20 protein-coding genes and 1 pseudogene are annotated in these 20,991 nt (G+C 62.6%); 13 read left to right on the top strand and 8 right to left on the bottom strand.

Features of this window, described 5'->3' with window-relative positions:
• Positions 1 to 3: 3 nt before the first annotated feature.
• From BUQ73_RS19555 to BUQ73_RS19565, 3 genes are all read left to right on the top strand, one after another.
• Positions 4 to 951 carry a dihydrodipicolinate synthase family protein gene (locus BUQ73_RS19555; RefSeq protein ID WP_079229311.1) on the top strand — a complete coding sequence of 316 codons (948 nt, stop codon included), beginning with the start codon at positions 4 to 6 and terminating at the stop codon, positions 949 to 951.
• A gap of 136 nt (positions 952 to 1,087) precedes the next feature.
• Positions 1,088 to 2,665 (top strand): aldehyde dehydrogenase (NADP(+)), encoded by a 1,578-nt coding sequence (locus BUQ73_RS19560; protein ID WP_079229312.1) that lies wholly within the window; start codon positions 1,088 to 1,090, stop codon positions 2,663 to 2,665.
• A gap of 2 nt (positions 2,666 to 2,667) precedes the next feature.
• Positions 2,668 to 3,915, top strand: coding sequence for an NAD(P)/FAD-dependent oxidoreductase (locus tag BUQ73_RS19565; protein WP_079229313.1), 1,248 nt, complete (start codon positions 2,668 to 2,670; stop codon positions 3,913 to 3,915).
• 118 nt (positions 3,916 to 4,033) lie between these two features.
• On the opposite strand, the gene xenA is transcribed toward BUQ73_RS19565, so the two are convergent.
• Entirely contained in the window at positions 4,034 to 5,125 is a 1,092-nt protein-coding gene (gene xenA, locus BUQ73_RS19570) for a xenobiotic reductase XenA (RefSeq protein WP_079229314.1), read from the bottom strand.
• Positions 5,126 to 5,174: 49 nt separating this feature from the next.
• On the opposite strand from xenA, the gene BUQ73_RS19575 reads away from it, so the two are divergent.
• Positions 5,175 to 5,510, top strand: a complete 336-nt coding sequence (locus BUQ73_RS19575) for an ArsR/SmtB family transcription factor (protein ID WP_079229315.1) — start codon at positions 5,175 to 5,177, stop codon at positions 5,508 to 5,510.
• Between the two features lie 121 nt (positions 5,511 to 5,631).
• Here the strand turns inward: BUQ73_RS19575 and BUQ73_RS19580 are convergent, their stop codons facing one another.
• The 3 genes from BUQ73_RS19580 to BUQ73_RS19590 all read right to left on the bottom strand — a co-directional run bounded on the left by BUQ73_RS19580 (position 5,632) and on the right by BUQ73_RS19590 (position 7,912).
• A complete protein-coding gene (locus BUQ73_RS19580) occupies positions 5,632 to 6,243 on the bottom strand; it encodes a helix-turn-helix transcriptional regulator (protein WP_079229316.1) in 612 nt (203 codons plus the stop codon).
• Positions 6,243 to 6,887 (bottom strand): hypothetical protein, encoded by a 645-nt coding sequence (locus BUQ73_RS19585; protein WP_079229317.1) that lies wholly within the window; start codon positions 6,885 to 6,887, stop codon positions 6,243 to 6,245. Before BUQ73_RS19585 ends, BUQ73_RS19580 begins: the two co-directional genes overlap by 1 nt.
• Before the next feature lie 155 nt (positions 6,888 to 7,042).
• The gene (locus BUQ73_RS19590) at positions 7,043 to 7,912 is read right to left on the bottom strand and encodes a LysR family transcriptional regulator (protein ID WP_079229318.1); all 870 of its coding nucleotides are present in this window, start codon (positions 7,910 to 7,912) and stop codon (positions 7,043 to 7,045) included.
• Positions 7,913 to 8,114: 202 nt separating this feature from the next.
• Between BUQ73_RS19590 and BUQ73_RS19595 the strand changes: the two genes are divergently transcribed.
• From BUQ73_RS19595 to BUQ73_RS19615, 5 genes are read left to right on the top strand one after another with little or no spacing between them, the layout of a single operon-like run.
• Positions 8,115 to 8,861 (top strand): 2OG-Fe dioxygenase family protein, encoded by a 747-nt coding sequence (locus BUQ73_RS19595; RefSeq protein WP_079229319.1) that lies wholly within the window; start codon positions 8,115 to 8,117, stop codon positions 8,859 to 8,861.
• Positions 8,845 to 9,327, top strand: coding sequence for a GNAT family N-acetyltransferase (locus BUQ73_RS19600; RefSeq protein ID WP_158541494.1), 483 nt, complete (start codon positions 8,845 to 8,847; stop codon positions 9,325 to 9,327). Before BUQ73_RS19595 ends, BUQ73_RS19600 begins: the two co-directional genes overlap by 17 nt.
• Positions 9,324 to 10,025 (top strand): AzlC family ABC transporter permease, encoded by a 702-nt coding sequence (locus tag BUQ73_RS19605; protein WP_050437207.1) that lies wholly within the window; start codon positions 9,324 to 9,326, stop codon positions 10,023 to 10,025. The genes BUQ73_RS19600 and BUQ73_RS19605 overlap by 4 nt, the downstream gene beginning before the upstream one ends.
• Complete coding sequence (locus BUQ73_RS19610) at positions 10,004 to 10,324, top strand: AzlD domain-containing protein (protein WP_027918627.1); 321 nt, start codon at positions 10,004 to 10,006, stop codon at positions 10,322 to 10,324. The genes BUQ73_RS19605 and BUQ73_RS19610 overlap by 22 nt, the downstream gene beginning before the upstream one ends.
• A 26-nt stretch (positions 10,325 to 10,350) precedes the next feature.
• A complete protein-coding gene (locus BUQ73_RS19615) occupies positions 10,351 to 10,794 on the top strand; it encodes a hypothetical protein (RefSeq protein ID WP_079229321.1) in 444 nt (147 codons plus the stop codon).
• 46 nt (positions 10,795 to 10,840) lie between these two features.
• Here BUQ73_RS19615 and mqo read toward each other — a convergent pair whose 3' ends face one another.
• Entirely contained in the window at positions 10,841 to 12,478 is a 1,638-nt protein-coding gene (gene mqo, locus BUQ73_RS19620) for a malate dehydrogenase (quinone) (protein WP_079229322.1), read from the bottom strand.
• Between the two features lie 333 nt (positions 12,479 to 12,811).
• On the opposite strand from mqo, the gene BUQ73_RS19625 reads away from it, so the two are divergent.
• Together BUQ73_RS19625 and BUQ73_RS19630 are read left to right on the top strand one after the other, a co-directional pair.
• A complete protein-coding gene (locus tag BUQ73_RS19625) occupies positions 12,812 to 13,342 on the top strand; it encodes a sigma-70 family RNA polymerase sigma factor (protein WP_079229323.1) in 531 nt (176 codons plus the stop codon).
• 4 nt (positions 13,343 to 13,346) lie between these two features.
• Complete coding sequence (locus tag BUQ73_RS19630) at positions 13,347 to 14,312, top strand: FecR domain-containing protein (RefSeq protein ID WP_079229324.1); 966 nt, start codon at positions 13,347 to 13,349, stop codon at positions 14,310 to 14,312.
• A gap of 143 nt (positions 14,313 to 14,455) precedes the next feature.
• On the opposite strand, the gene BUQ73_RS19635 is transcribed toward BUQ73_RS19630, so the two are convergent.
• Positions 14,456 to 15,391, bottom strand: a complete 936-nt coding sequence (locus tag BUQ73_RS19635; protein ID WP_079228107.1) for an IS110 family transposase — start codon at positions 15,389 to 15,391, stop codon at positions 14,456 to 14,458.
• Positions 15,392 to 15,797: 406 nt separating this feature from the next.
• Here BUQ73_RS19635 and BUQ73_RS19640 point away from each other — a divergent pair, with 406 nt between their 5' ends.
• Entirely contained in the window at positions 15,798 to 18,239 is a 2,442-nt protein-coding gene (locus tag BUQ73_RS19640) for a TonB-dependent siderophore receptor (RefSeq protein WP_079229325.1), read from the top strand.
• Positions 18,240 to 18,545: 306 nt separating this feature from the next.
• Here BUQ73_RS19640 and BUQ73_RS19650 read toward each other — a convergent pair whose 3' ends face one another.
• The gene (locus BUQ73_RS19650) at positions 18,546 to 18,737 is read right to left on the bottom strand and encodes a DUF4223 family protein (protein ID WP_027918621.1); all 192 of its coding nucleotides are present in this window, start codon (positions 18,735 to 18,737) and stop codon (positions 18,546 to 18,548) included.
• A gap of 260 nt (positions 18,738 to 18,997) precedes the next feature.
• Here BUQ73_RS19650 and BUQ73_RS19655 point away from each other — a divergent pair.
• A pseudogene (locus tag BUQ73_RS19655) lies at positions 18,998 to 19,494 on the top strand (LysE family transporter).
• A 274-nt stretch (positions 19,495 to 19,768) separates the two neighbouring features.
• Here BUQ73_RS19655 and BUQ73_RS19660 read toward each other — a convergent pair.
• On the bottom strand, positions 19,769 to 20,983 hold the full coding sequence (locus BUQ73_RS19660) for a hypothetical protein (RefSeq protein WP_079229327.1): 1,215 nt from the start codon (positions 20,981 to 20,983) through the stop codon (positions 19,769 to 19,771).
• Positions 20,984 to 20,991: the final 8 nt, after the last annotated feature.

A 20,991-nucleotide genomic window follows, 5' to 3' on the forward strand; every position in this document is an offset into this window, starting at 1 on the left:
ACAATGACCGACAACATCTTCACCGGCACCATGCCTGCCCTGATGACCCCCTGCACCACCGAACGCAAGCCGGACTTCGACGCCCTGGTGCGCAAGGGCCGCGAGCTGATCGAGGCCGGCATGAGCGCCGTGGTCTACTGCGGCTCGATGGGCGACTGGCCGTTGCTGACCGAAGCCGAACGCCAGGAAGGCGTGGCCCGCCTGGTGGCCGCCGGTATCCCGACCATTGTCGGCACCGGTGCGGTGAATACCCGTGAAGCCGTGGCCCACGCTGCCCACGCCGCCAAGGTCGGCGCCGCCGGCCTGATGGTCATCCCCCGCGTGCTCAGCCGCGGCGCCTCGCTGATCGCCCAGAAGCACCACTTCTCGGCGATTCTCGCCGCCGCGCCAAAGCTGCCGGCGGTGATCTACAACAGCCCCTACTACGGTTTCGCCACCCGCGCCGACCTGTTCTTCGAACTGCGCCGCGAGTTCCCTAACCTGATCGGCTTCAAGGAGTTCGGCGGCGGCGCCGACCTGCGCTACGCCGCCGAGCACATCACGTCTAAGGATGACGACGTGACCTTGATGGTCGGCGTCGACACCCAGGTGGTGCACGGCTTCGTCAACTGCGCCGCCACCGGTGCCATCACCGGCATCGGCAACGCCCTGCCGCGTGAAGTGCTGCAGCTGGTGAGCCTGAGCAAGCAGGCCGCCAAGGGCGACGCCAAGGCCCGCCGCCTGGCGCGTGAACTGGAATCGGCGCTGGCGGTGCTGTCGTCGTTCGATGAAGGCTGCGACCTGGTGCTGTACTACAAGCACCTGATGGTGCTCAACGGCGACACCGAATACAGCCTGCACTTCAACGAAACCGACGTGCTGACCGACGCCCAGCGCAACTATGCCGAGCAGCAGTACGCGCTGTTCCGCAAGTGGTACGCCAGCTGGTCGGCCGAGCAGAACCTGGCCTGATCCTTGGGGCTGCTTCGCAGCCCTTTCGCGACACAAGGCCGCTCCTACAGGGATCGCGCACTCCTGTAGGAGCGGCCTTGCGTCGCGAAAGAGGCGCAAAGCGCCCCCCGTTCCATCTGATTCCGAAGGAGGCTCCATGACCCTGACAGGCAACCTGCTGATCGGCCAGACCGCCGTTACCGGCAGCCGCGACGCGATCCGCGCCATCGACCCGGCCACCAACCAGGCCCTCGAACCCGCTTACGCCGGCGGCACCGGCGAACACGTGGCCCAGGCCTGCGCACTGGCCTGGGCGGCGTTCGACAGCTTCCGCGAAACCTCGCTGGAACAACGTGCCAGTTTCCTCGAAACCATCGCCAGCGAAATCGAAGCGCTGGGCGATGCCCTGATCGACCGCGCCGTGGCCGAAAGCGGCCTGCCCAAGGCACGCATCCAGGGCGAACGTGGCCGTACCTGCACGCAACTGCGCACCTTCGCCCGCGTGGTACGCAGCGGTGAATGGCTGGATGTACGGGTCGACAACGCCCTGCCCGAGCGCCAGCCGATGCCGCGCGCCGACCTGCGTCAATGCCAGGTGGCCCTGGGCCCGGTGGCGGTGTTCGGCGCCAGCAATTTCCCCCTGGCCTTCTCGGTAGCCGGCGGCGACACCGCCTCGGCGCTGGCCGCCGGCTGCCCGGTGGTGGTCAAGGCCCACGCCGCACACCCCGGCACCAGCGAACTGGTCGGCCAGGCCGTGGCCCGCGCCGTCAAACACTGCGGCCTGCCGGAAGGTGTGTTCTCGCTGCTGTACGGCGCCGGCCGTGAAGTCGGTATCGCCCTGGTCAGCGACCCGCGCATCAAGGCGGTCGGGTTCACCGGCTCGCGCAGCGGTGGCCTTGCCCTGTGCCAGGCGGCCCAGGCACGCCCGGAGCCAATTCCGGTCTACGCCGAGATGAGCTCGATCAACCCGGTGTTCCTCTTCGATGCAGCACTGCAGGCCCGTGGCGAAGCGTTGGCACAAGGCTTCGTCGCCTCGCTGACCCAGGGAGCCGGGCAGTTCTGCACCAACCCCGGGCTGGTGATCGCCCGCCAGGGGCCGGCGTTGCAACGCTTCATAGACGCCGCCAGCGAACACGTGCGCCAGGCCGCCGCGCAAACCATGCTGACGCCCGGCATTTTCAGCGCCTATGCAGCTGGCGTCGGCGCCCTGGCCGACAACCCCAACGCTGCAGTCGCCGCCAGCGGCCTGGCGCAGCAAGGGCCGAACCAGTGCCAGGCGCAACTGTTCGTGGCCCATGCCGAAGCGTTTCTCAGCGACCCTGCGTTGCAGGCCGAAGTGTTCGGCGCCGCTTCGCTGGTGGTGGCCTGCGCCAGCGACGAACAGGTCCGCCAGGTGGCCGAGCACCTTGAAGGCCAGCTGACCGCCACGCTGCAACTGGACGATGCCGACATCGCCAGTGCCCGCGCATTGCTGCCGACACTGGAACGCAAGGCCGGGCGCATCCTGGTCAACGGCTGGCCGACCGGTGTCGAGGTGTGCGACGCGATGGTCCACGGCGGGCCGTTCCCGGCCACCTCCGATACGCGCACCACTTCGGTCGGCACGGCGGCGATCCTGCGTTTCCTGCGCCCGGTGTGCTACCAGGACTTCCCCGATGCCCTGCTGCCGCAGGCGCTCAAGCACGGCAACCCGTTGCAGCTTCGGCGCTTGCTCGACGGTAAACGGGAAGGTTGAGCATGGTCGACACCCCCGAAACCGATATCGCCGTGGTCGGCGCCGGCATCGTCGGCGTTGCCTGTGCCCTGCAACTGGCCCGCCAGGGCCGTCGGGTGCTGCTGCTCGATCACCAGGCGCCCGGCCACGGTGCCTCCTACGGCAACGCTGGGCACCTGGCCACCGAGCAAGTGTTTCCGATTGCCGACCTGTCGATCCTCAAGCGCCTGCCGCGCATGCTGCTGGACCCGATGGGCCCGCTGCGTCTGGACTGGAAGTACCTGCCCAAGGCCATGCCGTGGTTCACCCGCCTGTTGCTCAACTTGCGCCCGGCGCCGTTCCAGCGCAGCGTGGCCGGCATCCGCGCGCTCAACGAAGGCAGCCTGGGGGCGTGGCAGCGCTTGCTGGGCTCGATCGGGCGCAGTGAGCTGTTCAAGGAAGATGGCTCGTTGCTGGTGTTCGAGCGGCCCGAGTCACGCCAGGCGCTGCAGGCCTTGCGCGCGCGCATGCAGGAGCAGAACGTGGCGGTGGACCTGTGGTCGGCCGGGACCGTTCGCGAGGCAGCACCACAGCTGAACCCTGCACTGCTGGGTGGCCTGTTCTTCCCGCGTACCGGGCACTTCATCGACCCGTACCGGGTGGTCTGTGCACTGTTCGAGGCCGCCAAGGCCAGCGGTGTGCGTTTCGTTCAGGCGCGGGTTGCGGGTGGGCAACTGCACGGCAACGGGGTCAGCCTGGCCAGCGACCAGGGGACGTTCAACGCGCGCCAGGTGCTGCTCAGTTGCGGCGCACATTCTGCGCAATTGACGGCAGCCCTGACCGGCAAGAGCGTACCGCTGGACACTGAGCGTGGTTACCACCTGATGCTGCCGCAGGAGCAACAGCGCTTGCCATTCGCGGTCACTTCGCTGGAGCGCAAGTTCATCATGACGCCCATGGCGGGTGGGCTGCGGCTGGCCGGCACGGTGGAGTTCGCCGGGCTCGATGCGCCGCCGAGCATGCAGCGGGCGTGGCAGCTGCACCGGTTGAGCAAGGGGTTGTTCCAGCAGGACCTGAGTGTTGAAGGGGCTACGCCGTGGATGGGCTTCAGGCCATCGTTGCCGGACTCGTTGCCGGTGATCGACCGGGTGTGCGATGGGCGGGTGTTGTTGGCGTTCGGGCATCAGCATCTGGGGTTGACCCAGGCGGCGGTGACGGCGGAATGGGTGGGGGGGATGGTTGAGCGGCCAGCCGGATCGGCAACTGCGGCTTATCGACTGGATCGGTTCTAGATTCGGGGGCCGCTGTGCGGCCCGTTCGCGACACAAGGCCGCTCCTACAAGGGATCGCGTTCTGCTGTAGGAGCGGCCTTGTGTCGCGAACGGGCTGCAAAGCAGCCCCCGGCATCACTCAGCGATAACGCTCGAGCCAGTGCGCATAAGGCGCCGGCAAAGTCCAGGAGGCCTTCTCCACACCCAGTTCCTTGGCCGCGAAGTACGCCCAGTGCGGGTCGGCCAGGTGCGCACGCCCGACCGACACCAGGTCCAGCTGATTGGCCTGCAAGGCCGCCTCAGCCAGCTGCGGGGTACCGAAGCCCCACGCCGAGGTCACCGGAATGCCGGCCTCGCGGCGTACCCGCTCGGCGATCGGCCCCATGAACGCCGGGCCCCATGGAATGCTGGTTTCAGCAATGGTGAAGCCGACGCTGACGCTCAGCAAGTCCAGGCCACCGGCCTTGAACATGCGCGCCAGCTCGATGGACTCCTCCAGGGTCTGCTCGTCACGACCGTCATACTCCAATACGCCAAAACGCGCGGTCAGCGGCAGGTGCTCCGGCCACACCTCGCGCACTGCAGCCAGGGTTTCCAGCAGGAAGCGGCTGCGGTTCTCGAAGCTGCCACCGTAGGCATCGGTGCGTTTGTTGGAGTGCTCGGAGAAGAAACTCTGCCCCAGGTAGCCATGGGCGAAGTGCAGTTCGATCCACTCGAAACCGGCATCACGCGCGCGACGGGCGGCGTCGACGAAATCCTGTTTGACCCGGGCGATGTCATCCAGGGTCATCTCGCGCGGAACCTTTGGCAAGTGCGCGCCAAAGGCAACGGCGGACGGCGCGATGGTGTCCCAACCACGGGCATCGTCGGCAGCGATATGGTCATCGCCTTCCCACGGGCGGTTGGCACTGGCCTTGCGCCCGGCGTGGGCAATCTGGATGCCCGGCACAGAGCCTGCAGCCTTGATCGCCCGTACCACCGGCACGAACGCCTGGGCATGTGCGTCGCTCCAGATCCCGGCGCAACCGGGGCTGATGCGCCCTTCCGGGGCTACTGCAGTGGCCTCGACCACCAGCAGGCCAGCGCCGCCACGGGCCAGGCCTGCGTAGTGCACCTGGTGCCAGTCGTTGATCAGGCCGTCCTCGGCCATGTACTGGCACATCGGCGGGATGGCGATGCGGTTGCGCAAAGTGACATCTTTGAGGGTGTAAGGTTGGAACAGGGCAGACATGGGCAAGCTCCGGGTCATCTGAATACGATAGTTCGATCATAATCGAACTATGGCAATTAATGAAACCCCCGTTATCATGTCGGTCATGCGAGCCTACCAACACCCCAACCCTGAAGACCTGATTCTCGAGCGTGTGCTCTATGCACTGAGCGACCCGGTGCGCCTGGGCATCGTCCGCCATCTGGCCGGCGTGGCCGAGGCCAGCTGCGGCGAACTCGATGGCGGGCGACCGAAGTCGAGCATGTCGCACCATTTTCGCGTGTTGCGTGATGCGGGGTTGGTGCACACCCGCAATGTCGGGACTACCCACATGAATTCGCTGCGCAGCGAGATGCTGGCCGAGCGGTTTCCCGGGTTGCTGGACTGCATCCTCCAGCAGAGCTGATTTCAGCCTGTACTGGCCTCTTCGCGGGTGAACCCGCTGCCACAGGTACGGCGCTGCCCTCTGGCCTTGCACTTTTCCTGTGGGAGCGGGTTCACCCGCGAAGGGGCCAGTACAGGCAACATCATTCCTTGCGCAGGGCAAAGCGGCACACCTGCCCGCCTCTCAACATGCATTCCTCATGGCTGACCTCGGCGCCGCCAAGCGTACCGATCAAGGCCAGATCCAGCTCGCACACCACCGGATGCGCCTTGGCCAAGTGATGGAACACGCAATTGTGCGCCACAATCTGCGGTTCACCTGACGAACGGAAAAACACCTCGGCCTCATACCCCGCCGCGTTCATGTGCTCGACGATCCGCCCTTCATCCACCACCTCAGATTCCAGGTCTGCCGCCAGCTTGCGCCCAAGCTCACGCATCAACGCCAGTAACGCCTCCGGCCCCATCAAACCCGCGACTTCACCAATCAGTAGATTGGCCAGCAGCGGATACTGCCGCGGGAACAGCTCGCGGCCATGCTCGGTCAGCTGGTGCAACTGCTCTGGCCGGCGCCCGGTAGGCCGGGTAGCGCCGCGCTTGACCAGGCCGTCGCGCTCCAGCGCGGCCAAGTGCTGGCGCACCGCCGTGCGGGTAACGGCCAGGGCCTGCGCCAGCTCGTCGATGCTCATGCCGACCGGCTGATGCAGCAACGCGTGGAGCAGGTCCTGTTGGGTACGGCCAAGGCCTTCGAGCATCAGAACTTGTCCGGGAACTGCTTGACCAGTGCCGCCGCCAGGGCGTCGGACAAGGTCAGGATATGCTCGCGCATCATCGCCCAGGTACGCGCCTCGCCCGCGTAGTCACCGGCGGCCAGCTGGTCGATCTGCGCCACATGGTGGCCACCGTGGGCACTGAGCAAGGTCAGCAGGGTCTGCTCTGGCAGGTTGGGGTTGGCTTTGGCCAGGAACGCGGCAATGGCTTTGGCATTGCTGCCCAGCTCGTCGACAGCAGCCTGTTGGCCCTTTTTGTCCTTGGCCACGGTGGCATCACTGTAGTGCTTGATCGCGCCCCAATGGCCGGCGAGCAGCTTGAGCAACTGATCGGCGGCGGTCTGGCCGTACAGCGGGGCGATGCTGTTGGCGATCCGGGTGGCATCGCTCACCACTTCATTGGCGGCAACTGCAGCCTGCTTGGCATTGCCGGCCTGGTTGGCGACGGCATAGTTGCGCACCCAGAAGATATGCTCGACCCACAGGTCGCGCAGGGCCATGCGCGTGGTCATCGCACCGGATTCAGCAGGTTTGGCGGCGGGGGTTGCAGAAGAGTAGGAGTAGCTTTGGCTCCATGCCGGCTGTGCGCACAGGGCGAGCAGCAGTAAGGCGGCAATCTTGATGTTCATGACGGCACCCTCCTGGAGGGGATCGACTGACAAGATTAATTTAAGCATCAAAATATGTTTTTATTGTCCCGGCCGCGAAATTCCGATCAATGGTTTGCCCGCTGAAAGCAAGAAGCCACGGATGTCCCGTGGCTTCTGCGCACCGCGATGCCAGGTCAGGCGCTGATGGCGTCAAAACTGCGTATGGGTGTGGGCACCGCGCAGAACAGCGGGAACTCTTCTTCGATGATCCACGGCTCTTTCATGACCAGGTACACATCGAGAAAATCGGAGAAGCCGGGCCAGATGAACAGTTCATTGGCCTCGGCAACAGCACGGGACAACACACCCACCCCGCCAAAGCTCTTGATCATGGAAACACTGACGATCTCGCTGCCGGAGTGGAACACGGTAGCGGCTTCCAGCATGCCGGGACGGCGCTCGGCGAAGCGGGAAAAGATCGAGGAGTAAGGGCACTCGGGCAATGGCTTGATCACCGCGCATGGCGCCGAACGGTCGTTGGACGATGACGAGGCGACCACTTCGATGCGCAACCCCTTGAGCGGCACCGAATGGTAGTTTTCAGGGACGCTGTCGCCCAGCACCACCACCATGTCCGCTTCGTCCTTGGCCAGCTTGGTCAGGTTGTCGGGCGACTCGGAGCAACTGAAGATCGGGCTGTAGCCTGACAGTTTGCTGACCACGCCGCCCATGATCTGCTGGTTGATTTCCATCGACAGCGTGCTGTTCAGGGCAACGCGCAAAGGCAGGCGCTGATTGCGGCTCTGGCGCAGTTGATTGATCTTCAGCTGCATGCGCTCCGACGAACGCACGATTTCCAGGACATGCGGCAAGATGCCCACACCTTCCTGGGTCAGCGATACCCCTTTGTTGGTCCGGTCGAACAATTTGAAGCCGCAATGATCTTCAAGTTTTTTCAACTGAGCGGCCAAGGCCTGGACCGTGACGTGAACCTGTTCGGCCGCATCGGTGATCGACCCCGTTCGGGCGACGTTCACGATGTTTTTGAGCACCTTGATGTCCATTCAATCTCCCTCCCCATTCCGCTGACGCAGACCGTCTACGAAAGCCACGAGGATAACGCACAACAGCCGGCACTGTCTGCCCGCTAACGGTGCACGCCGGCCGGGTAGCAAGCAACGGTTGAGGCACGTCAAAAAAAAGTGAAGTTTCTGCGCGCGATTCAACTGTTAGATTTTCGCCAGTTTTTTATAAGAAGAGATGGCCATGCTGACACTAAACAGAAACATCGATACTGCCCTGCGACAAAACAAGACGGTCAATGTCATGGGCAGTGATTATGCGTTGAACGGGGGCTTCAAAGAGTTCGTCGAGTTTTCCAAAAGTTGGGAAACGATGGGAATTGACCGTTATTACGGCCAGGCCGACAAAGGCACTCGCTACCGCCGCTACAGCGACTTCGACTTCAACCCGGTCACCGGCGAACTGAACCAACTCAATCACCGTGCCTATGAACAATCCGAGGCGCACAACGCCTATGTCGGTGGCATGGCACGTCACTTCGACGACATTTCCGCCGACGTATTCAACTCACCGATATTGCGTTCGCTGATTCGGCTGGACTTCGACGTGTACAAGGCCGTGCTGCCAAAAGAGCTGCACACGGTCAACTGGCAATGCCAGGTGCATCAGATCCGTATCGAGATCAAACCGGGGGCGCAGATCGAAATCACCCCCGAAGGTATTCACTGCGACGGTTATCCGTTCAGCGGCGTGCACTTCTGGGGCCGCCATAACGTCGAGGGTGCCACCAGCAACATCTACGACAAACAGTCGAATGTGATCGATTCCGGAACTTACCTGAATATCCTCGACACCACCTACTTCCTCGACCGTGAATTGCAGCATTATGTCACCCCGGCGATCAACCCGAGCCCCTCGGAAATGGGCTACCGGCAGATCATCGCTATTTCCTTCTCTCGACCGGGCAGCGAGCATGACATTATCGACTAACTACATCGGCACGGCGCCGAAGTTGTTCACGGCCGAACGCATCAATGGCCTGAGCATCAAGAAAGCCACTCCCTTCCATGCCCGCAAGATCGTCGACTTCTTCCGTCGCTTCGAGGAGACCTCGTTCTGCGACTGGCAGGACGAAGTGCTGCTCAAAGGCTTGCTCGGTTCGGAGCATACGTATTGCTACATGGCCGAAAACCACACCGGCTCCATCGTCGGCGCGGTTGCCGGGGGTTTGATGGGCACACGGGGCACCATCAACCACATGGCGGTGGCGCCGGACTATCGCCAGAGCAGGATCGGCACTTCACTGGCCAATTCGATCCTCAGCGATTTCCGCCAGCACGGCATTCGCCGGGTGTTTCTGTTCGTTGAAGAGGACAACCCCAACGCACTGAGCTTCTGGCGCAAGCAAGGCTTCCTGCAAACCCGTGGTGAAATCACCTGCGAGGTCGACCTGTGACCTCGTCGGTGCTGCTGACCACCTCGCGCAAGGAAAGCCTGGTCGACGCCTTGCCGATCGTAACCGGCTACTTCGTCGTCAGCTTCGTGTTTGGTGTGATGTGCATCAACGCCGGCCTGCCCCTGTGGCTGCCGGCCGCCATGTGCCTGTTCGTCTACGCCGGGGCGGCGCAGTTCGCCGCACTGGCGCTGATGACCACCAGTGCACCCCTGATCACCATTGCCTTGTCGACCTTGCTGATCAATTCGCGGCACATGCTGATGGCGATGTACATGTCCAAACGCAGCGCGCAACTGCCGATCAGCAAGTCGCAGAAGTTGCTGTACGCATTCGGCCTGACCGATGAGTCCTTTGCCTTCCACAGCCAACGCCTGGAGAACGGCAAGCCGACCTCGCCCGGCTATCTGCTGCAGTTCAATACCTATTGCCATGCCAGCTGGATTGCCGGTGCGGTGTTTGGCGCGGTGGCATCGGATGCGTTGAACCGGTTTTCCCAGTTCAAGCTGGACTATGCCCTGACGGCAATGATGATCTTTGTGTTGATATCGCTGTGCAGCACCTTCACCAAAGCCGTCATCGCCCTGGTGGTAATCGTTACCACCTGCCTGCTGAACATGTTTGCGCCTTCGCCCCTGAACGTATTCATCGCAACCGCCGTAGGCTGTGGAGCAGGGCTATGCCTGAAAAGAACTACCTGATCGCAGCGGTGATGCTGATGGCTGCCATCACTTACCTGACCCGCGCGACACCGTTTCTGCTGAAGATGGAGAAGTCCCCCAAGCTGTTCAATGACGTCATTGAATACCTGCCGGTGGCAATCATCGCCAGCATCACCGTGCCCGCCTTGCTGGTGGCCAAGGATGGCTCGCTGCTGGGCCTGAATGCCGACCTGCTGGCAGCGATTCCGGTGGTCATTGTCGCTTACTGGTCGAGGAGCTTGATCTACAGCGTGTGTGCCGGTGTCGCCGGGCACGTGGCGATCACGCTGCTGGCTTGAGGCCCGGATCTGAAAAGGAAACCGCTATGAGCCTTGCACGCCGGAAAGTCACCTTGACCAACCTGAGTGAATTTTCCCGCCTGATGCCCCAGGTTCCCCGTGACCGGGTGATCGACGAAATGGCCGACCTGTCGCTGGAATGCTCGCTGGCCTACGCCTTGAGCAAGACGTTTTTGCGCGATGGCTGGATTGCCGAGTATCGCCATCTGCATGCAGCTGCACACTTGAGCCCAGGCAACGACCTGCTGCTCTTCGCCACCTCGGGAAGCATGAAACTGGAAATGGCCGATGGCTCGGAACTGCACGTCATGCCCGGCGACCAGGTAGTGCTCCGGGCCGCCACCGAGGCCAAGGTATTTCCCGTCAGTGACGAGGGTGACGTGAGTTTCCTGGCGTTGGCGGTAGACCTGGACCTGACCGAGGTGCTGCAGGAGCTAGCCGTCGACAGTGCCATGACGAAACCGCAATAAAAAAGCCACGGGGGTTACCCGTGGCTTTTTTCACAACATTGCCTGATCACAGCGCCATGTCGTTCTCGGGCTTGCTTTCAACCGCTTTGCTCGGCGCAACGGTGGTACCGACGCTCTCGTCGATCACCGGTGGCTTCTCCAGCTGCAGCACTTCAGCGGTGTAGTTCCACTCTTTCTGCGTGGCCGCTGCCGAGTCGTTCAGCTTGGTACCGTAGCTCGGTACGATTTCCTTGATCTTGGCCTGCCACTCAGGGGTAGCGACCTTCTCCTTGAACACGGTTTCCAGCACGTTCAGCATGATCGGCGCAGCGGTCGAGGCACCTGGCGAGGCGCCCAGCAGGCCGGCGATGGTGCGGTCCTGGGAAGCCACCACTTCGGTGCCCAGCTTCAGCACGCCGCCCTTCTCTTCGTCACGCTTGATGATCTGCACACGCTGACCGGCCTGCCACAGTTTCCAGTCTTCCTTCTTGGCATTCGGGAAGTAGGTACGCAGCGCGTCGAAGCGGTCGTCATCCGACAGCATCAGTTGGCCGGCGAGGTACTCGACCAACGGGTACTGGTCGATACCGACCTTGGTCATCGGCCACACGTTATGGGTGGTGGTGCTGCTCAGCAGGTCCAGGTACGAACCGTTCTTCAGGAACTTGGTCGAGAAGGTGGCGAATGGGCCAAACAGGATCACGCGCTTGCCGTCCAGCACGCGGGTGTCCAGGTGCGGTACCGACATGGGTGGCGCACCGGTCGAGGCGATGCCGTAGGCCTTGGCCATGTGCTGCATGGCCACGGTCGGGTTCTCGGTCACCAGGAACGAGCCGCCCACCGGGAAGCCTGCGTATTCCTTGGCTTCAGGAATGCCCGACTTCTGCAGCAGCTTCAGTGCGCCGCCGCCGGCACCGATGAACAGGAACTTGGCGTCGGTGGCCGATTCGGTACCGTCCTTGAGGTTCTTGTACTCGACGTGCCAGGAGCCGTCTTCATTGCGGGTGATGTCCTGCACTTCGCTGGACAGCTTCAGGTCGAAGCCTTTCTGGGTCTGCAGGTGGCCAACGAACTGGCGGGTAATTTCGCCAAAGTTGACGTCGGTGCCGATTGGCGTCCAGGTGACCGCCAGCTTCTGGTTCGGGTCACGGCCTTCCATCATCAGCGGGACCCACTTGGCGATCTGCGCGTGGTCCTCGGAGTACTGCATCGGGCGGAACAGCGGGCTGGCCTGCAGCGCCTCGTAACGCTTCTTGAGGAACTTGATGTTGTCATCGCCCCAGACGAAGCTCATGTGCGGGGTGGTGTTGATGAACGAGTGCGGGTTCTTCAGCACGCCCTGGCGAACCTGCCACGACCAGAACTGGCGGGAGATCTGGAAGGCTTCGTTGATTTCGATGGCCTTGGAGATGTTGACGTTGCCGTCTTTGTCTTCCGGGGTGTAGTTCAGCTCGGCCAGCGCGGAGTGGCCGGTACCGGCGTTGTTCCAGCCGTTGGAGCTTTCTTCGGCGACGCCGTCCAGGCGCTCGACCATTTCCATCGACCAGCTTGGCTCCAGCTCGTGCAGCCACACGGCCAGGGTGGAGCTCATGATGCCGCCGCCGACCAGCAGCACATCGACTTTCTTGGTTTCTGCGGCGTGTGCTTGCATGAAGCTCGCAGCAACAGCCAGACCCAGCAAGGTCTTGCCAGCTTTCTTGAACATTGATCAATTCCAGTCAGTAGAACGGAGGTTGGGCCTGTGGCTGGCCCAGCGTATTCCTTGTTCTTCAGCGCAGGCTTGTTGTAGATGATTGTTCAGCAGCCAGAGAACCAGAAAACGCCTCAGGCTTTTGTCGAATTGACCGACAAGGCTGAATCGTTTCGCTGATTGTAACCGAAATGCCAGCACAAACAAATTGCACGGCAGTAGGCAAGGCGGCAGGTTGTCTCATGCTGGCCAAGCGCTTATCGAAGCCATTGCAGTATCGTTCAAGCGCCCCTAGTATTGCGAGCATTTCTCATTCGCACCCAATACGCGCTAGCGCCGGATGCCGCCGTGGTTTCGATTCCTGAGTTGAACAGCTCGATCCATACCCTGTACCAGAGCCATTCGCGCTGGCTGCTGGGCTTTCTCTATCGGCGCCTTGGCAACCGGCCCGATGCCGCCGACCTGGTGCAAGACACCTTCGTGCGCATTTTGCATCGTCCGCGCCAGTTCGAAGGCCAGTCGGCGGAACGTTCCTACCTGGCGACCATCGCCCGCGGCCTGTGCATCGACCATTGGCGCCGGCAGAAGCTGGAACACGCCTGGCTGGAGCATCTGGCCTTGCAGCCCCCTGCCCTGCAGCCGTCTCCCGAGCAGCGCGCGCTGATCGTCGAGACCCTGCATGAGGTCGACGCCATGCTGCAGCGCTTGCCGGGCAAGGTCCGCCACGCGTTCCTGCTGGCGCAGATCGACGGCCTGGCCTATCGCGATATTGCCGCGCACATCGGCGTCAGCGAACGCATGATCAAGAAGTACATGGCCCAGGCGCTGCTGCACTGCGCCATCCTCGAAGCCGAACTCGACGGCCTGCTGGTGGAATGACGCCATGACCCATGCGGCACACAAGCTCAGCCACGCCAGCCTGCAGCAAGCCGCGCACTGGTATGTGCAGTTGCAGGACGAAAATGCCGGCCCACAGGTGCAAGGGCAATGGCAGGCCTGGCTCGATCAGCACAGCGACCACCAGGCAGCCTGGCAATACGTGCAGAGGGTTGGCCAGCGTTTTGCGCCCCTGCAGCACGAAGGCAGCGGGGCTGGTCGAGTACTGCGGGAGCACGATGCGCGCCGCATCACCCGCCGCACTGGCCTCAAGTCGTTGCTGGTGCTGGGTGCCAGCTCGCTGCTGGGCTGGAGTACCTGGCGCGGGGCGCCGCTGCGAGGCTGGAGTGCCGACCTGGCCACCGGCGTCGGCGAAACCCGGGAAACCCGCCTGGCAGACGGCAGCCAGCTGTGGGTCGGCGCGCAGAGCGCGGTGGACCTGGACTTCAGCCTGCTGGCGCGGGTGCTGTACCTGCGCTTTGGCGAAATCCTGGTGGAAACCGCCCACGATGCTCGCCGCCCGTTCTACGTCGATACCACTCAAGGGCGCATGCAAGCCCTGGGTACCCGGTTTGCGGTCTGCCAGCAAGATGAGCTCACGCGCCTGGACGTGTACGCCGGCGCTGTCGAGGTCTGCACCGCAGGCAGTGGCGAGCGTCGTATCGTCCAGGCCGGCCAGCAGGTTGAGTTCAGCGCTCAGTCCATTGGCGGTACACGGCCGGCACAAAGTGCCGGCGAATCGTGGATCCATCAACGCCTGAATGCCGAGGACATGCCGCTGGCGCAATTGCTGCAAACGCTGGGGCGTTATCGCCATGGGCATCTGGGTTGGCACCCGGCGGTCGCGCAGTTGTCGGTGATGGGCGCCTTCCCGCTCGATGACAGTGACCGCACATTGGCGCTGCTGCAGGCGGCATTGCCGGTACGTGTGCAGCGGCTCACGCCCTGGTGGGTGAGTGTGGAGCCCGCCTGACTGGCCGGGCCTTGCCTAAAAGCGCAAGGTTGGCGCGATCCATGTGGGAGCAACTGTCTTCTTGTGGAAGCTGGCCTTGCCAGCGATGGGGCGCGTAGCGCCCCGAGCCCGACTCTGTCAGGCATCGCCAGCAAGGCTGGATCCTATGAGTGAACTACCTGTTCCTGCCAGGGCGCTCCAGTCTTGAGCATCGCGTTCAGCCGCACTATCAATACCCGCATGCACGCCACCACTGCTACCTTCGCGCATTTCCCCTGCGCTCGCAGCGCGTTGTAACGCTCGCTGAAGTCTTTGTTATGCCGGATCACCACCCAACAGGCCATATAGAGCGCCCGCCTGACTTGTGAGCGCCCACCCCAGATTGAACGCTTGCCCGACTGCTTGCCGCTGTCCTGGTTGAATGGCGCAACACCGACCAAGGCGGCAATTTCCTTCTTATCCACCTGGCCCAGCTCTGGCAGCAAGGCCATCAGCTTTCCGGCAGTAATCAGACCAATTCCTTTGACTTGCGTGAGCTGTTTGACACGATCATCAGGCAAAGCTGCTGCCTGCTGTGCGATCTCCTGTTCCAGCGCTCGAATTTCACCCTTCAGATAGGCAATGTGTTGTTCCAACCGCAAACAAACACTGATAGCCCGCGCCTGCTTCAGACGCCGCTTGTCATCGTCGCGCTGTTGGACGAAGCGATCCCGCTGCATAAGCAGTTCGCGCAGCAAAGCTCGCTCAGGTGTCATCACCTGGCAAGGCCGTGGGGGCATCACTTCAGCCAGGTGAGCCAAAACAGCGGCGTCAATGGGATCGGTCTTGGCGCGTTTACCCATCGACTTGGCAAAGTCCCGGGCACGACTGGGATTGATCCGGCAAACCGGAAAGTCGGCATCCTGCAGCGCTTTGAGGACATTGCACTCGTAACCACCGGTAGCTTCGAGCAAAACCATTGAAACTGCATACCCGCCAAGCTTTTCGACGAGCAGTTGAAATCCTTTCAAGTCATTGGAAACACTGAAGTTCACACCCTCAGGGCGGATGTGAACGGCAAGTGTGGCACTGGAAACATCGATGCCGACAGAGGAAGACATGGCCAAACCCTCTTAAACTCAAGGAGTGAGAGCGCTTTGGCTTGGCCCACGCTTGTGATTCGAGATTACGGCCCTCATCCAACTGTTCGGGCTCTCGCCAAAGTGGAACGGTGAATGGCAGCTTTTGCTCCCACACGTGCTCAAGGCACCTCGGGCTATCAGCTTGCCATTCACCGCTCTCACTTCAGATTCTATTCCCTCGCCAAGACACAAGCGGGCTCGCCCGCGAACACCGGCGCAGCCGGTGCCATGCACCGTGTTGGATTCTTCGCGGGCAAGCCCGCTCCCACAGAAATCGCTACACCGACGAAATTTTTTTTCCAACCCGGTTCCCTTTTCCTCGTTTCGTTCGGTTTACCCCGCATACGACACCTCACAACCCACCGTAACGATTCCAGGGACCAGCATGCCGAAGCCCCTCCACCCCGCTTATCGTCTGGCGCTAGCCGCGCCGCTTTCGTTCTGCGCCGTCGCGCCACTGATGCTGCCTGCCACCCTGGCGCATGCCGAACAGGCCGCCAATGCCCAGATGAACTTCGACATCGCCCCCGGCTCGCTCGCCGGTGCGCTCAACCAGTTCAGTAGCCAGGCCGGCATCTACCTGGCCGGCAGCAATGCATTGGCCGCCGGCAAGACCAGTCAGGGCCTGCAAGGCCGCTACAACGTCACCCAGGGCTTGGCCCGCCTGCTTCAGGGCAGTGGCTTGCAGGCCGTGCCACAGGGCACTGCCGGCTATGTGCTGCAACCGTCCGCCGACGGCAGCGCGCTGCAGCTCGATGCCACCACGGTCAATGCCGCCGCCCTGCTCGTCAGCAACGGCCAGAGCGACAGCGGTTACCGCGCCGTGGCCAGCGCCACCGCCAGCAAGACCAGCAGTGCACTGGCCGACATCCCGCGTTCGGTTTCGGTGGTGACTCGCCAGCGCATGGACGACCAGCAGTCGCAGACCCTGACCGAAGTGCTCGGCTACGTGCCTGGCATTTTCTCGCCACCTTTCGCTGGTGGTGACGGGCAAGCAGGCGACCTGTTCTTCATCCGCGGCTTCAACGCCACCGACTATGGCTATGGCCTGCTGCGCGACGGGCTGCGGGTGCAGGGCAACCGTTACGACACCAGCAGCGAACCCTACGGTCTGGAGCGAGTGGAAGTGTTCCGTGGCCCGACCTCGATCCTGTATGGCGAAAACGCCCCGGGTGGTGTAGTCAATCTGGTCAGCAAACGCCCCACCGCCGAAGCCCGAGGTGAAGTGCAACTCAGCTATGGCTCGTACAATCGCCGCCAACTCGGGGTCGACGTCTCTGGCCCGTTGACCGACCAAGGCAATATCCTCGGTCGCCTGGTGATGATGGGCCGCAAGTCCGATACTCAAATCGACCAACAGCCCGACGACCGAATGTACATTGCGCCGTCGCTGACCCTGAACTTCGACGAGTTCAACAGCCTGACCGTGCTGGCCACCTATCAGCGCGACCGCACGCTGATGGAACTGGGCTACCCCGCCGCCGGCACGTTGCTGCACAACCCCAACGGCAAGATCGACAAGGACCAGCTGTCCGGCAACCCGGACTGGGATAACTTCGAACGCGAAACCTGGAGCCTGGGTTACGAGTTCAGCCACCGCTTCAACGACACCTGGCAATTCCGCCAGAACTCGCGTTACCTGCAGTCGCGCATCGACCGCCAGGAAATGTGGCCCGGCAACCTCAACAATGGCGGCTTCGGCACCACCCTGAGCAACCAGGCCTACGACCGCTACAACAAGTCCATCGCCTACTCGCTGGACAACCAGCTTGAAGGCCACTTCATCGATGGTGCTTTCGAGCACACGGTGCTGGTGGGCGCGAGCCTGGACCGCACGTCCTTCAACCAGGACTGGGACGCCGGCAACGGCGGCACCATCAACGTGTTCAACCCGGTGTGGAACGGCAAGCCGAGCACGCCGCTGCATGTGCAGAACGCCCTGCTCGAGCAGACCATGTACGGCCTGTACAGCCAGCTGCAGACCAAGGTCGACCACTGGGTGCTGCTGCTCGGCGGGCGCCTGGACCGGGTCAACAGCCAGTTCCGCAACAAGGCCGGCACCCTCAATGCCGAAGCCGACATGGACAACTGGGACAGCGATTTCACCTGGCAGACCGGCGTGATGTACCAGTTCGACAACGGGCTGTCGCCGTACTTCAGCTACTCCACGGCCTTCGCCCCGACCCAGCAGACCGAAAGCAAGAGCGGCCCGCTGGACCCGACTACCAGCGAGCAGTACGAGGTGGGTATCAAGTACGAGCCCAAGGGCTGGAACACTGCGTTCACCGCATCGGTGTACGACCTGCGCAAGAAAGACGACGTGCTGTACGACGCTGCCGTGGGTGACTATCGCCAGATCGGCGCCAGCCGCGCCAAGGGCGTGGAACTGGAACTCAACAGCGACCTGAGCGAGAACCTCAACCTGACTGCCGCCTACACCTACACCGACTCACGCATTACCAAGGACGTGGCCGGGTCGCTGTATGAAGACCACCAGATGACCGGCGTGCCGCGCAACCAGGCCTCGGTCTGGAGCACCTATCGCTTTCGTGATGGTTTGCTCAAAGGGCTGCAGATCGGAGGCGGCGTGCGGCATTTCGACAGTACCTTCGCGTACACCCCGGCCAACCTGTACGGCAAGCTCGATACCGGTGATGTGACGTTGATAGACGCCAAGGTCGGGTATGAGATCGATGACAACTGGTCGGTCGAGGTCAATGCCCGCAACCTGTTCGACAAGGAATACGTGGCGGGTTGCAACAACGCCGGGCGTTGCTACTGGGGTGAGGAGCGCACGCTGCTAGGCACGGTTACGCTGCGCTGGTAGAAGCGACACCCTACCTGTGGGAGCGGCCTTGTGTCGCGAAAGGGGTGCAAAGCAGCCCCAGGATTTCAACGCTGATGCACCTCTCGCCGGGGCTGCTGCGCAGCCCTTTCGCGACACAAGGCCGCTCCCACAAGGTTGAGCACTCGCCGGGACGCCCATGCGCGTGATCACCGGCGCCATCCCGTCCCCTGCAACAGCGTGCACGCCAAGATGAAGTGGCTCGAAGCCAACAAAAGCCCCCGGCCATTTGCATGACCGGGGGCTTTGGATCAGGCCGCTAGCGGCGAGATCTGGGGTTCACCAGGCTTACTGCTGCTGAGGCAGCTTGTCGATCGGGCCGCAGCCACCGATGACCTTGGAGATGGAAACCGAAGGGTGGAACAGGTAGTCGTACGAGCAGTTTTTCTGCTGGTTGTAGACTTGGCCAGTGCAGCCCGACAGCAGGGCAACGCCGGATACGACAGCAACGGCGACAGTGGCCTTGAACAGCTTTTTCATACTAAGTCCTTTAAATGCTTCATCTTCGGCCATCTTTCTGATGGCGGCGGGATGATACAGAACCCAGGCATTGGATCCAAGTCGCAAAAGCTGCTGCAGGTACAGCGCATGTCTCGATGCCGACGCGGTCGGTGTGGGAGCTGGCTTGCCGGCGAAGGGCAGCACAGCAGCCCCAGAGGACCATGAGTCCATGCCTGACGGGCAACCGAAAGCGCGATAGTCTAGGCGCCTGCCTTCGCACTGCCCAACAAGCGTTTCCCATGCTCGGCGTCACCGACTACGGCGCGTTCGTCATTGCCTTCATCATCGTGCTGGCCATCCCGGGGCCTGGCAATTTCGCCCTGATTACCGCCACCGGCAAGGGCGGCATGGCGGCAACCTGCGGGTGATCCTGGGTGACCAGGTGCTGTTGTGGCTGGCCGTAGCCGGCGGCGCCCCTCGCGCCAGCCGCATGGACAACGGCCACTACCTGCGCCAGACCATGATGATCACCCTGCTCAACCCCAAGGCGATCATGTTCTACATGGCCTTCTTCCCGCTGTTCGTCGACCCGGTGAAGCACCAGGGGCTGGTGACCTTTGGCTTCCTTGCCGCCACCGTGGCAGTGGTGACCTTCCTGTACGGGTTGATTGCGGTGGTGCTGACGCATCTGCTGGCCGAGCGTATGCGGGCCAATCCACGGATCGCCAACATGTTCGAGCGGTTGGCGGGGGCGTGCCTGGTCGGGTTCGGCATCAAGCTGGCGGCGATGAGATAGGGGGAGGCCAAGGGATCGCCTTGGTTTTTGCGTGGGCAGTGAGATCGAGCGCCGCCCGCGCGGCGCATCGCGGATGAATCCGCTCCTACATCTGTTTCGAGCCAGTCTATCCTGCGCCAGATGAGCTGCCCGCCTTGCGCCAAGGGCGGACAAAGGTGACTTCACAGGAAAAACTGGCCCGAAACAGATGTAGGAGCGGATTCATCCGCGATGCGCCGCGCGGGCGGCGCTCGATCACACAGGCGCTAAAAACCTCTAGACAGGCGCTACACCGTCAGTTGGTTTCCAGCTCGTAGGCCTTGCTCACGAAAAGCGCCGCGAACAGGCTCTTGCCTTCCTTGAAGGTGTACGTTTCCTCGAACTTGCCATCCTCGACCAGCTTCTGCCCGATGGCACACTCCGAATCGCTGTGGTTCTTGCCCTTGGCACCAAAGTCACTGCTCCAGGTCGACAGCCCGACCTCGTCACAGAACGCCGCGAACTTCGCCTTCGGTGCGCCCTCCTGGAAGGCGCTGTACGCTTGCTTGAGCGGCTTGAAGCCGCTGTAGCTCACGCTGTAGTTCTCGACCTTGGCCTTGCGCGCAAAGCCGCTCACCGCTTCAGCCAGCACGGCCTGGCCAGTGAACGAGCTGTAGGCGCCGACGATCAGGCCGCTCAGGGCATTCTTGAGCTGAAGCTCGACATCGTCGAGCTCTGGCAGCGACTGGAAGTCGGCCTTGCGCACGATCTGGCCGACCTTCGAGCCGTCGTTGCGGTGCGTCACGACGAATTCCATCGAACCCTCACCATCGCCGGAGCGCTGAAGGGTGAAGTCCAGATCGACCGTGGTGCCGTATTCACCGGTGCTGCTGACCAGGAACGCGCCCGTCACCGGCTGGCGTACTGCCAGGTTGGCGCCCCAGGCGAAGTCCGACTGGGTGGCACGGCCATTGGCGGTCAGCTCGGCACGCGGCTGGATCTCGTCGTTGACGTCCGAAACCAGCACCAGCTCGGCACCTTTGCGCGACACGTAGGGGTTGGCCATCTGCATGCCGATCAGCTGGATGTGGATCTTGCCGTCCTTGCTGTCGCCCTCATGGGCCAGTTTCAGCGCATCGGCCTTCAGGTACACACCTGCGGTGTAGCGGCTGGCGGTGGCATTGAGCTGGTACTTGGCCCAGCCGGCCAGGCCCTCTTCCGGCGAACCGCCACGGGCCGATTCGAACAGGCCCTGCAGGCCACGCATGAATTGCTCGGCACCGTTGGTCTGCGCCGCCGCCATGCGGATCTCGGGGTCGGCCACGGTCAGGTTGCCGGAGAACGCCGAGTAGGAGATATCGCCTTCGGACAGCACGTCTTCCAGGAAGTAGCGTTCCTTGAAGTCCTCGTAATAGGCCATCGCGGCCTTCTTGCCCGAGCTTGAGAGCAGCGCGTAACCGCCGCCCAGCGCCAGCACTGCCGCCGCGACACCGCCAATCAGCAGCTGCTTCTTGTTCATCTGTTTAGTCATGGTGTTTG

It is taken from the genome of Pseudomonas putida (assembly GCF_002025705.1).
Taxonomy (GTDB): domain Bacteria; phylum Pseudomonadota; class Gammaproteobacteria; order Pseudomonadales; family Pseudomonadaceae; genus Aquipseudomonas; species Aquipseudomonas putida_J.

What these genes read in the sequence shown, in the direction of transcription:
- BUQ73_RS19660 (WP_079229327.1), bottom strand. Translation starts at nt 20,983, where the DNA reads ATGACTAAACAGATGAACAAGAAGCAGCTGCTGATTGGCGGTGTCGCG.
- BUQ73_RS19565 (WP_079229313.1), top strand. Translation starts at nt 2,668, where the DNA reads ATGGTCGACACCCCCGAAACCGATATCGCCGTGGTCGGCGCCGGCATC.
- BUQ73_RS19595 (WP_079229319.1), top strand. Translation starts at nt 8,115, where the DNA reads ATGCTGACACTAAACAGAAACATCGATACTGCCCTGCGACAAAACAAG.
- BUQ73_RS19610 (WP_027918627.1), top strand. Translation starts at nt 10,004, where the DNA reads ATGCCTGAAAAGAACTACCTGATCGCAGCGGTGATGCTGATGGCTGCC.
- BUQ73_RS19630 (WP_079229324.1), top strand. Translation starts at nt 13,347, where the DNA reads ATGACCCATGCGGCACACAAGCTCAGCCACGCCAGCCTGCAGCAAGCC.
- BUQ73_RS19615 (WP_079229321.1), top strand. Translation starts at nt 10,351, where the DNA reads ATGAGCCTTGCACGCCGGAAAGTCACCTTGACCAACCTGAGTGAATTT.
- BUQ73_RS19640 (WP_079229325.1), top strand. Translation starts at nt 15,798, where the DNA reads ATGCCGAAGCCCCTCCACCCCGCTTATCGTCTGGCGCTAGCCGCGCCG.
- BUQ73_RS19635 (WP_079228107.1), bottom strand. Translation starts at nt 15,391, where the DNA reads ATGTCTTCCTCTGTCGGCATCGATGTTTCCAGTGCCACACTTGCCGTT.
- BUQ73_RS19600 (WP_158541494.1), top strand. Translation starts at nt 8,845, where the DNA reads ATGACATTATCGACTAACTACATCGGCACGGCGCCGAAGTTGTTCACG.
- mqo (WP_079229322.1), bottom strand. Translation starts at nt 12,478, where the DNA reads ATGTTCAAGAAAGCTGGCAAGACCTTGCTGGGTCTGGCTGTTGCTGCG.
- BUQ73_RS19560 (WP_079229312.1), top strand. Translation starts at nt 1,088, where the DNA reads ATGACCCTGACAGGCAACCTGCTGATCGGCCAGACCGCCGTTACCGGC.
- BUQ73_RS19650 (WP_027918621.1), bottom strand. Translation starts at nt 18,737, where the DNA reads ATGAAAAAGCTGTTCAAGGCCACTGTCGCCGTTGCTGTCGTATCCGGC.
- BUQ73_RS19580 (WP_079229316.1), bottom strand. Translation starts at nt 6,243, where the DNA reads ATGCTCGAAGGCCTTGGCCGTACCCAACAGGACCTGCTCCACGCGTTG.
- BUQ73_RS19590 (WP_079229318.1), bottom strand. Translation starts at nt 7,912, where the DNA reads ATGGACATCAAGGTGCTCAAAAACATCGTGAACGTCGCCCGAACGGGG.
- BUQ73_RS19575 (WP_079229315.1), top strand. Translation starts at nt 5,175, where the DNA reads ATGGCAATTAATGAAACCCCCGTTATCATGTCGGTCATGCGAGCCTAC.
- BUQ73_RS19555 (WP_079229311.1), top strand. Translation starts at nt 4, where the DNA reads ATGACCGACAACATCTTCACCGGCACCATGCCTGCCCTGATGACCCCC.
- BUQ73_RS19585 (WP_079229317.1), bottom strand. Translation starts at nt 6,887, where the DNA reads ATGAACATCAAGATTGCCGCCTTACTGCTGCTCGCCCTGTGCGCACAG.
- xenA (WP_079229314.1), bottom strand. Translation starts at nt 5,125, where the DNA reads ATGTCTGCCCTGTTCCAACCTTACACCCTCAAAGATGTCACTTTGCGC.